This is a genomic window from Pseudomonas sp. 1152_12, from assembly GCF_052850675.1.
In genome coordinates, this window is record NZ_VXCW01000026.1 from 21170 (window position 1) to 31147 (window position 9978).

Sequence of the window (9978 nt, forward strand, 5' to 3'; positions counted from 1 at the left end):
TGCCGACCCTGCACTGCAAGATCAGATCCTGAACTGCCCCACCAGTTGCCCCAAGCGCTGGCCCAACTCCGCCAGGCTGCGTGAGGTTTGGGCGCCCAGCTGGGTTTCATCGGCCACGCTGTCCACCGCCACGGCTATCTGATGCACGCTGCGGTTGATCTCTTCGGCCACGGCGGTCTGCTCTTCGGCGGCGCTGGCGATTTGCGCGTTCATTGAGTTGATGGTGCCGATCAGCTGGGCCATGGTGTCCAGCGACGCCCCGGCCTGGTTGGCCTGGGCGGAGGTGCCATCGCCGGCATCACTGGAGCGGCGCATTGCGTCCACGGCGGCTTCGGTGCCTTTTTGCAGGCGGTCGATCATGCCCTGGATTTCTTGGGTGCTGGTCTGAGTGCGACTGGCCAACGCGCGCACTTCGTCGGCGACCACGGCAAACCCGCGCCCGGCCTCACCGGCCCGCGCGGCTTCGATGGCGGCGTTGAGCGCCAGCAGGTTGGTCTGTTCAGCAATCGAGCGGATCACCCCGAGCACGCTGACAATCGACGACACATCCTGCTGCAGGCTGTCGAGGGATACGCCGCTGCTGCGAATGTCGTTCACCAGCGCATGGATCTGCGCGATGCTGCCGTCTACCACGCGCTTGGCCGCCTGGCCCTCGGCGTCGGTCTGTTGCGCAGCGACGGCGGCGCCCTGGGCACTGCGGGCAACTTCGTGGGCCGCGGAGGACATCTGGTTAATGGCCGTGGCCACTTGGTCCGTTTCGTGACGCTGGCGCTCCATCGCGGTTTCCGAGCGTTGGGCTTGCTCGGACACCTGCCCGACCAGCCCAGTGAGCTGCGAGGTCATCTCGGTGATCTGGCGCACCAGCCCGTGGATCTTGTCGACAAAACGGTTGAACGCACCGGCCAGATCGCCCAGTTCATCTTGGCTGGTGATCGCCAGACGGCGGGTCAAGTCACCCTCGCCCGCCGCGATATCGTCGAGGTTGGCTTTCATCAAGCTCAACGGACGCAGGATGGTATTGGCCGTCACCATGCCCACGGCGGCAATCACCAGCAACACCACCACCGCGACACCAAGAATGCTCAGCAGCACGCCTTGCATGCGCTTCTCAACCTTGGCTTCGACCACCGCCACCTGGGCTTCGATACCATCGAGGTTCACCGAGGTACCAATCACCATGTCCCACTTGGGCAGGTATTCGGTGTAGCCGAGCTTGGGCACCAGTTCACTCTGGCCGGGCTGGGTCGAGCTGTATTGCAGGTAATGAGTGCCATCCTTGCCGACCTTGACCAGGTCGCGGTTGACGTAGACGCCGTTAGGGTCGCGGTTGTCCTTGAAGCTCTTGCCCACGCCGTCCGGGCTGTTGCCCTTGAACAGGCGGATGGTCTCGGAGTCATAGCCGAAAAAGTAACCGTCCTTGCCGTAAGTGGTGTTAGAGAGCAGCTTGACCACCTCAGCCCGCGCGGCGGTATCACCAGGGGCGGCAGCGTCGTAGAGCGGTTTGATGGTGGTCATGGCCACCTCTACATAACTTTGCAGGGTGGCTTTGGCGTCGTTGAGCAGCCGCTGGCGGGTTTCATCCACCTCGTTGCGCGCCTGGCCCTGCAGGATCCAAACGGTAGTCAGGCTGATGACCACGGCGAACAGCAACACCGGCACGACGGCCAGGGACAGGACTTTGGCCTTCAAACTCAGACGCATGGCGTTTCTCTCTTATTAGGGGCGACTTCAGAGGTTAACGGCCGGTTGCGAATTATCTGTAGGACACTAAGCAGCTGTGGCGAGCGGGGATTGCCAGAACAAGTTCGCCCGGCACAGGTGAAGGCATTTCCAATAATTAAAGGGTCATCGCCGCCATCCAGCCAAACGCCAACAACGGAATGTTGTAGTGCAAGAAGGTCGGCACCACCGTGTCCCAGATATGGTGATGCTGACCGTCGATGTTCAAACCGGAAGTCGGGCCCAGGGTTGAATCCGACGCAGGCGAACCCGCATCGCCCAACGCCCCTGCCGTGCCGACGATGCACACGACAGCCAACGGGCTAAATCCCAGTTGCACACACAGCGGCACAAAAATCGCCGCAAGAATCGGCACCGTGGAAAACGACGAACCAATGCCCATGGTCACCAGCAACCCCACCAGCAACATCAGCAACGCGCCCACGCCACGGCTATGGCCGATAAACGCCGCCGAGGCTTCCACCAGCGAACGCACATCACCAGTGGCCTTGAGCACTTCGGCAAAACCCGAGGAGGCGATCATGATAAAGCCGATCATCGCCATCATCTTCATGCCTTCAGTGAACAAGTCGTCGGTTTCGCGCCAGCGCACAATGCCCGACACCGAGAAGATCAGGAACCCAGCCAAGGCACCGATGATCATCGAGTCCAACCACAACTGAATGATAAACGCCGAGGCAATCGCCAGCCCCGCCACCAGCAGGGTCAGCGGGTTGTACTGCACCGCCACTTGTTCGACGCGCTCGATTTTTTCCAGGTCGTACACGCGCTTTTTGCGGTAGCTGACAAACACCGCCACCAGCAGGCCCACCACCATGCCCAGCGCCGGCAAACCCATGGCGTGGGTAACGTTGACCTGGCTGATGTCCACGCCGCTCTTGGCCACATTGGCCAGCAGGATCTGATTGAGGAAGATGTTGCCGAAGCCCACCGGCAGGAACATATACGGGGTGATCAGGCCGAAGGTCATCACACAGGCGATCAGGCGACGGTCCAGTTGCAGCTTGGTCAGCACGTATAACAGTGGCGGCACCAGCAGCGGGATAAACGCGATGTGAATCGGCAGGATGTTCTGCGAGGCAATCGCCACACCCCACAACAGGCCGATCAGCAGCCATTTGACATGGCTGGCGCCGCTGGTCTCCTGGCGATCGACGAGCACCAACGCCTTGTCCGCCAGGGCATGGGCCAGGCCGGACTTGGCTATCGCAACCGCGAAAGCGCCGAGCAAAGCGTAAGACAGCGCCACGGTCGCGCCGCCACCCAAACCGCCGTTGAAGGCCTTGAGTGTAGCCTCGATGCCCAGGCCACCGGTCAAGCCGCCCACCAGGGCGCCGACAATGATGGCGATGACCACATGTACGCGGGACAAGCTGAGCACCAGCATGGTGCCGACCGCGGCGATGACTGCGTTAATCATGGTTACCTCAAGACAGAAACATAAACAACAGGCATGCCCGCGCCCAAGCGGCCATGGGTTGGCGACCGGCGTGCAGGCTTTAGGAGGTCTTATTAGAGGGCGCGCACTTTGCAGCAGGCGGGCGCGCATGTCAAAAACTGTGGCGAGCGAGCTTGCTCGCCACAACAAGCTCACCCACCACAAAAGCGCGATTCAATTGAACGTTTAAATAATAAAGAAGCCGCGACAACGGCCGATACAAAGGCTCTCTGTGTTTTCAGGTTAAGGATGCTCCTCGATGTCCCTCAGACAGCTGTCCATTCAATGGAAAATCACCCTGCTCGCCGGCCTCTGCCTGCTGGGGATCGTGACCCTGCTGGTGGGTCTGTCGCTGTATCGCATGGAGCACAGTTCACAACAGGTCAAAGCCTCAAGCATGCAAATGCTTGACGAATCCGCCCAGGCGCGCATCGAGGCCCAAGGTGAAGTACAGGCGCTGGGGATTCGCCAGCAATTCATGGACGCCTACCAGTACGGTCATGGTTTTTCCCGCCAAGTGCTGTTTTTGCGCGAACAGGCGGAAAAGCGCTTCCTTGATGCCTTCGATACCCGCGAAGACCTGACCCGACAGGTCAAGGCCGCGTTGCAGGCCAACCCGGACCTGCTCGGCTTGTCACTGGTGTTCGAAGCCAATGCGCTGGACGGCAAAGACGAGTTGTTCGCCAACCAGGCAGAGCTGGGCAGCAATGACAAAGGCCGCTTTGCCCTGTACTGGTCGCAGCCGACGCCAGGCACACTGACCTCCATGTCGCTGCCGGAAAGCGACATGGCCGATACCCGCATCGGGCCGAGCGGAGAACAAGCCAACGCCTGGTTCACCTGCCCGCGCTCAACCTTGAAACCCTGCGTGATCGAACCGTACTTTTATGTGATCGACGGGCAAAACGTGCTGATGACCAGCATCGTGTTCCCGCTGATGGTCAACGGCAAAGTCATTGCCTCGCTGTCGGTGGACATCAACCTCAACAGCCTGCAGACCGTGAGCCAGAAGGCAAGCAAGAAGCTGTATGACGGTCAGACCCAAGTCAGCATCCTCAGCCCCACCGGTTTGCTCGCCGGCTACAGCCCGGACGCCAGCAAACTCAGCCAGCGCCTGGATAAGGTCGACACTGCCAGCGGCGCACAATTGATCAACGCCCTGGCAGCCAGCACGCAGATCCGCAGCTTGCGCACCGACCATCAACTCAAAGTATTGGCGCCCTTCGCACCGATTCCTGGTGGCAAGCCGTGGGGCGTGTTGCTGGATGTGCCGGAAAAAGTTCTGGTCGGCCCCGCCGAAGCGCTCAAGGCGCAACTCGACGCCGATAACACCCGAGGCACGTGGCTGGAACTGAGCCTGGGCCTGCTGGCCGCCGTGATCGGCTTGATCCTGGTGTGGCTGATGGCGCGCAGCGTGACCCGCCCGATCCTTAGCGTAGCGCGCATGCTGGAAGACATTGCCAGTGGCGAAGGCGACCTGACCCGCCGCCTGGCCTATGACAAACAGGATGAGCTGGGGCAACTGGCCGGCTGGTTCAACCGCTTCCTCGACAAGCTGCAACCGATAATTGCCGAGGTCAAACGTTCGGTGCAGGACGCCCGTGGCACCGCCGACCAATCCGCCGCAATCGCCACACAAACCAGCGCCGGCATGGAACAGCAATACCGCCAGGTCGATCAAGTGGCCACTGCCTCGCATGAAATGAGCGCTACCGCACAGGACGTGGCCCGCAGCGCCGCCCAGGCAGCCCACGCCGCGCGCGACGCCGACCAGTCCACCCGCGAAGGCTTGACCGTGATCGACCGCACCACCACTAACATCGGAAATCTGGCGGCGGACATGAGCACCGCCATGGCTCAGGTCGAAGGCCTGGCGGCCAATAGCGAGAAAATCGGTTCGGTGCTGGAAGTGATTCGGGGCATTGCCGAGCAAACCAACTTGCTGGCACTCAACGCCGCCATCGAAGCCGCGCGCGCGGGTGAAGCCGGCCGTGGGTTTGCCGTGGTCGCCGACGAAGTGCGCAACCTGGCGCGACGCACCCAGGAATCGGTGGAAGAAACCCGCGTGGTGATCGAACAACTGCAAAACGGCACCACCGCTGTGGTCGGTTCCATGGGCAACAGCTATCGCCAGGCCCAGGGCAGTGTCGAGCAGGTCGGCCAGGCGGTCACCGCCCTGCGCCAGATCGGCGATGCGGTAACGGTGATCAGCGACATGAATCTGCAAATCGCCAGCGCAGCCGAAGAGCAAAGCGCGGTGGCCGAAGAGATCAACAGCAACGTGGCGACGATCCGGGACGTGACCGAGTCGCTGTCGGAGCAGGCAAATGAATCGGCGCGGGTGAGCCAGGCATTGAACAGCCTGGCCAATCAGCAGCAGGGGTTGATGGATCAGTTCCGCGTATAAATTTTCAAGATGGCGAATAACTAATGTGGGAGCTGCTTGCCTGCTCCCACACAAGCCCGCCCCCACGTTTTTTTAATTGGTGGTGGGTCAGGCCTGGCGCTTGGGCAATTCGATCAGCACTTTCAACCCCCCCAACTCGCTCTCCTGCAACTGCAACACCCCGCCCCACACCTCGACGATATCCCGCACGATCCCCAGCCCCAGGCCATGGCCGTCAATCTGCTCATCCAGGCGCGTGCCACGGCTGAACACTTGGTCGCGCTGGCTCTGTGGGATGCCAGGGCCGTCGTCTTCCACTGCCAGCAGGTAGCTGTGCGGCGTTTCGCTGAGGCTCAAGCGTATTTCGGCATCTGCCCATTTGCAGGCGTTGTCCAGCAGGTTGCCGAGCAGTTCCAGCAGGTCTTCACGGTCCCAGGGTAATTGTAGGCCGGGCGTGACGTGGTAGCTCAAATCCAGGTGTTCGCCGTGGATCATGTTCAACGTGGCCAGCAGGCCAGGCAGTTCTTTTTCACAGTTGAACAAAGCGCCTGGCAAGGTTTCACCGGCAAGCCGTGCGCGGTTGAGTTCGCGATTAAGGCGTTGCTGCACCTGTTCCAACTGCTCGCGCAAGAGTCTGCCCAGTTCGGGATGAGCTCTGAGCTGTTCACTCGACGCCACGCTCAGCAGCACGGCCAACGGTGTTTTCAGCGCATGCCCCAAGTTGCCTAGCGCGTTGCGCGAACGCTTAAGGCTGTCTTCGGTGTGGGCCAGCAGATGGTTGATCTGCGCCACCAGCGGCTCCAGTTCCTGCGGCACTTGGGTGTCGAGTTGCGAGCGCTGGCCCTGTTGCAATTGGGCGATCTGTTCACGAGCGGTTTCCAGCGGGCGCAAGGCTCGGCGCACGGTCACCCGTTGAAGGATCAGCACCAACAGCAATGCCGCGAGCCCCATCACCAGGCCAATCTGACGCATCAAACGGAAACTTTCCCGCACCGGCGTGTAGTCCTGGGCCACGCTGATGGAAATCGACTGGCCAAAACGCTTGTAGTCCGCACGCAACACCAGCAACTGCTGGCCTTCCGGGCCCAACTGCAGGTTGCCCTTGAGCCCGGCTTCGGGCAGTCGCGGTAGTTCCTGGTCCCACAGCGAGCGGGAACGCCAATGAATCTCGGCAAAATCGATACGGAAATAATGCCCGGAAAACGGCCGCTGATAGGCCGGTGAAAGGCGTTGCTCATCCAACTGCACGCCGTTCGGCCCACGCACCAGCGCCACCAGCAGGTTCTCGGCGTCATTGCGCAAGCCGGCTTCCAAGTAGCGCTGCAAACCGGCCTCGAACAACCACAAACTGGTTTGCGCCAGCACCACGCCGACGATCACCATTACGCTGATCAGCCCCAGGCTCAGGCGCCGCTGAATCGACTTCATGCAGCGCCGGCGCCAAACCGGTAACCCTGGCCACGCCGAGTTTCAATCACACTGCGACCCAACTTGCGGCGTAGGTGGTTGACGTGAACTTCCAGCACGTTGGAGTCACGCTCGGTCTCACCGTCATAGAGATGCTCGGCCAAGTGGCTTTTCGACAGGATCTGGTCCGGGTGCAGCATGAAGTAGCGCAGCAGGCGGAATTCGGCGGCGGTCAACTGGATCTCGTCGCCATCGCGCAGCACGCACTGACGGCCTTCATCCAGGTGCAGCCCGGCGGCTTGCAAGGTCGGCTGGTTGGCGTGGCCGTGGGAGCGGCGCAGCAAGGCCTGGATGCGCAGGTGCAGTTCTTCAGGGTGAAACGGTTTGCTCAGGTAATCGTCGGCGCCGGCCTTGAGCCCTTCGATGCGCTCGGCCCAGGAGTCGCGGGCGGTAAGGACCAGCACCGGCGTGGCCAGGGCGGCCGCGCGCCACTGCGCCAATACCTCCAGGCCTGGCAAACCGGGCAGGCCAAGGTCGAGGATGATCAAGTCATAAGGCTCGCTTCGGCCCTGATACGCGGCATCGCGGCCATCGGCCAGCCAATCGACGGCATACCCTTGGCGCTGCAGACCGGCCAACAGTTCATCGGCCAGGGGCACGTTGTCTTCCACCAGCAGCAGGCGCATCAGTCATCTTCCTCATCTTTGAGCAGCACACCCGTGGTGGCATCCAGCTTGATCTCGCGCACCACGCCTTCGGTGGTCACCAGTTCTACTTCATAGGCATATTGACCGTGCTTTTTTTCAAGCTCGGCTTCCAGCAACCGGGAGCCGGGGTAGCGCGCCATGGCTTGTTGCAACAGTTGCTCCAGCGGCAGGATCACGCCCTGCTGGCGCAGTGCCAAGGCTTCATCCTGGTTAAGGTCACGGGCCGCCAGGCTTGAGCAAAAAACCATGAGCGCCAGCACCATCCAACCGCTGGTGCGTCGATATACCGTCATTACGTATCCTGATGATTCTTGAGAACGTGCCCGGAGAGCGCGTCCAATTCGACTTCCCACTCGATGCCGTCGGCATCTTCCAGTTCGACTTGATACAGGTACTTGCCGTAGGCCTCGTCCAGGTCGGTGTCGAGTAGGGTCGACCCCGGATGCAGCGCCAAGGCCGTGGCTTCCAGTTGATCAAAGGCAACAATTGTAACAGTGCCAGGCAATTGCAGTGGCTTGTCGGGGTCCACTGCTCGGGCCTGTGCCGCGGTGGACGCGATGATACCGGCGGCGACCAGCACTGTGAGGCGCTTCATGGCAAATCTCCGTTTCAGGATGTTTTTCCTACGCGGATCACCGTACTCGCGGCAACTTAACTGAAACTGAATTGCCACCATGGCAATTTCCTCGCGCTCTTCTTCACCTATCACGCTGCGAGTTTTTCTATACTGCCCCGCTCGCTCCAAAAGAGACCGGTATGACAGCCATCCATATCAAATTCCCTGCCTTGACGCTCAAGGCCGGTAAACGCGCCTTTACGCGCATTCGCGAACAGGGCCTGGCGCCTGCGGATGTTGGCATTCTCCCCGGCGCAGCCGGTGGCCCCAAGGCGCTGGGCATCCAGGGCCTGGACCTGGCGTTGTTCGGCGAGTGGTTGCCGCGCGCACCACGCGAACGCGCGCTGATCGGTGCATCTATTGGCTCCTGGCGGTTTGCCAGCGCGTGCCTGCCCGACCCGGTGCAAGGCCTGCTTGACCTTGGCCGCCTGTACAACGAACAACGCTTTGCCAAGGGCGTGACCATGGCCGAGGTCAGCCACAGTTGTCAGCGTATGCTCGATGAACTGCTCGCCGGTCGCGATGCGCGGGTGTTGGACAACCCCGACTATCGGCTGAACATCATGGTGGTCAAAAGCCACGGCCTGCTCGCCGATGACCACCGTGGGCTGCTCGGCCTGGGCCTGTCATCGGTGATTGCCGACAACCTGCGTGGCCGCGCACGGTTGTCGCGGCATTTCGAGCGGCTGATCATCCACGACCCACGCCAGCCGCCACCGGTGCATCCGCTCAAGGATTTCCCTTCGCGCTTTCTCGCGCTGGACCTGGGCAACCTGCGCCAGGCGCTGCTGGCGTCCGGCTCGATCCCCATGGTGATGCAAGGCGTGCGCGACCTGCCCGGCGCCGGCGTCGGCACCTACCGCGACGGCGGCCTGCTGGACTACCACCTCGACCTGCCCTACTACGGCGATGACATCGTGCTGTACCCGCACTTCACCGACCGGGTCATCCCCGGCTGGTTCGACAAGGGTCTGCCGTGGCGACGCCGTCATTCGCACAGCTTGCAGGATGTGTTGCTGCTGGCGCCATCCAAGGACTACCTGGCCCGCCTGCCCCATGGCAAATTGCCGGACCGCAGCGACTTCAAGCGCTTCATGGGCGATGACCCGAGCCGCCATAAGTACTGGCAAACCGCGATGAGCGAGAGCCGACGGTTGGGCGATGAGTTTCTGGACCTGGCCGATAACAGCCAATTGGGCGAGCACTTGCTGGCCCTATGACCAAGTGGCATGCGCGGCGAAGGATCAAACTGTTAAACTCGCCGTCTGCCAGATACCTGACCGAGCTGAAAATACTGTGGAAATCTTCAAAGAGTTTACCTTCGAGTCCGCCCACCGCCTGCCCCACGTACCGCAAGGCCACAAATGCGGGCGCCTGCATGGGCATTCGTTCAAGGTGGCGATCCACCTGAGTGGCGACCTGGATCCCCATACCGGCTGGATTCGCGACTTCTCGGAGATCAAGGCGATTTTCAAGCCGCTCTATGAACGCCTCGACCACAACTACCTCAATGACATCCCAGGTCTGGAAAACCCGACCAGCGAAGTGCTGGCCAAGTGGATCTGGAATGAGCTCAAACCCCTGCTGCCAGAGCTCAGCGCGATTCGTATCCATGAGACTTGCACCAGTGGCTGCATCTATCGCGGCGAGTAAGCCGATGCTGTGAAAAAACCACCCTCGCGGT

The 9978-nt window shown here is 61.3% G+C and carries 9 protein-coding genes and 2 pseudogenes; 4 read left to right on the forward strand and 7 right to left on the reverse strand.

The window, feature by feature from the left end:
• Positions 1 to 21: 21 nt before the first annotated feature.
• The 3 genes and pseudogenes from FW764_RS27400 to FW764_RS27410 form a co-directional block, all read right to left on the reverse strand.
• Positions 22 to 843: a methyl-accepting chemotaxis protein gene (locus FW764_RS27400; protein ID WP_446436625.1), complete on the reverse strand. Its 822-nt coding sequence runs from the start codon at positions 841 to 843 to the stop codon at positions 22 to 24.
• 36 nt (positions 844 to 879) lie between these two features.
• Positions 880 to 1701 (reverse strand): annotated as a pseudogene (locus tag FW764_RS27405) (cache domain-containing protein); the annotation flags it as partial.
• 136 nt (positions 1702 to 1837) lie between these two features.
• On the reverse strand, positions 1838 to 3157 hold the full coding sequence (locus FW764_RS27410; RefSeq protein ID WP_446436626.1) for a Na+/H+ antiporter family protein: 1320 nt from the start codon (positions 3155 to 3157) through the stop codon (positions 1838 to 1840).
• Between the two features lie 1423 nt (positions 3158 to 4580).
• On the opposite strand from FW764_RS27410, the pseudogene FW764_RS27415 reads away from it, so the two are divergent.
• Both FW764_RS27415 and FW764_RS27420 read left to right on the forward strand, forming a co-directional pair.
• Positions 4581 to 4727: pseudogene (locus FW764_RS27415) on the forward strand (HAMP domain-containing protein); the annotation flags it as partial.
• A 102-nt stretch (positions 4728 to 4829) separates the two neighbouring features.
• Complete coding sequence (locus FW764_RS27420; RefSeq protein ID WP_446436627.1) at positions 4830 to 5585, forward strand: methyl-accepting chemotaxis protein; 756 nt, start codon at positions 4830 to 4832, stop codon at positions 5583 to 5585.
• Between the two features lie 87 nt (positions 5586 to 5672).
• Here the strand turns inward: FW764_RS27420 and FW764_RS27425 are convergent, their stop codons facing one another.
• Genes FW764_RS27425 through FW764_RS27440 form a run of 4 tightly spaced genes read right to left on the reverse strand, consistent with a single transcriptional unit; the run spans position 5673 to position 8273 of the window.
• Positions 5673 to 6992 (reverse strand): sensor histidine kinase, encoded by a 1320-nt coding sequence (locus FW764_RS27425; RefSeq protein WP_446436620.1) that lies wholly within the window; start codon positions 6990 to 6992, stop codon positions 5673 to 5675.
• Positions 6989 to 7657 carry a response regulator transcription factor gene (locus FW764_RS27430; protein ID WP_446436621.1) on the reverse strand — a complete coding sequence of 223 codons (669 nt, stop codon included), beginning with the start codon at positions 7655 to 7657 and terminating at the stop codon, positions 6989 to 6991. The genes FW764_RS27425 and FW764_RS27430 overlap by 4 nt, the downstream gene beginning before the upstream one ends.
• Positions 7657 to 7971: a PepSY domain-containing protein gene (locus tag FW764_RS27435; RefSeq protein WP_446436622.1), complete on the reverse strand. Its 315-nt coding sequence runs from the start codon at positions 7969 to 7971 to the stop codon at positions 7657 to 7659. Before FW764_RS27435 ends, FW764_RS27430 begins: the two co-directional genes overlap by 1 nt.
• Positions 7971 to 8273 (reverse strand): PepSY domain-containing protein, encoded by a 303-nt coding sequence (locus FW764_RS27440; protein ID WP_446436623.1) that lies wholly within the window; start codon positions 8271 to 8273, stop codon positions 7971 to 7973. Before FW764_RS27440 ends, FW764_RS27435 begins: the two co-directional genes overlap by 1 nt.
• A gap of 161 nt (positions 8274 to 8434) precedes the next feature.
• On the opposite strand from FW764_RS27440, the gene FW764_RS27445 reads away from it, so the two are divergent.
• Both FW764_RS27445 and queD read left to right on the forward strand, forming a co-directional pair.
• Positions 8435 to 9514: a patatin-like phospholipase family protein gene (locus tag FW764_RS27445; protein WP_446436624.1), complete on the forward strand. Its 1080-nt coding sequence runs from the start codon at positions 8435 to 8437 to the stop codon at positions 9512 to 9514.
• 76 nt (positions 9515 to 9590) lie between these two features.
• Complete coding sequence (gene queD / locus FW764_RS27450; RefSeq protein WP_122720764.1) at positions 9591 to 9947, forward strand: 6-carboxytetrahydropterin synthase QueD; 357 nt, start codon at positions 9591 to 9593, stop codon at positions 9945 to 9947.
• The last annotated feature ends 31 nt before the right edge of the window (positions 9948 to 9978 follow it).

Bases quoted from the DNA above. Each gene is read 5' to 3' on its own strand.
- FW764_RS27435 (WP_446436622.1), bottom strand. From the start codon at position 7,971: ATGACGGTATATCGACGCACCAGCGGTTGGATGGTGCTGGCGCTCATG.
- FW764_RS27420 (WP_446436627.1), top strand. From the start codon at position 4,830: ATGGAACAGCAATACCGCCAGGTCGATCAAGTGGCCACTGCCTCGCAT.
- FW764_RS27400 (WP_446436625.1), bottom strand. From the start codon at position 843: ATGACCTCGCAGCTCACTGGGCTGGTCGGGCAGGTGTCCGAGCAAGCC.
- FW764_RS27440 (WP_446436623.1), bottom strand. From the start codon at position 8,273: ATGAAGCGCCTCACAGTGCTGGTCGCCGCCGGTATCATCGCGTCCACC.
- FW764_RS27445 (WP_446436624.1), top strand. From the start codon at position 8,435: ATGACAGCCATCCATATCAAATTCCCTGCCTTGACGCTCAAGGCCGGT.
- FW764_RS27430 (WP_446436621.1), bottom strand. From the start codon at position 7,657: ATGCGCCTGCTGCTGGTGGAAGACAACGTGCCCCTGGCCGATGAACTG.
- FW764_RS27425 (WP_446436620.1), bottom strand. From the start codon at position 6,992: ATGAAGTCGATTCAGCGGCGCCTGAGCCTGGGGCTGATCAGCGTAATG.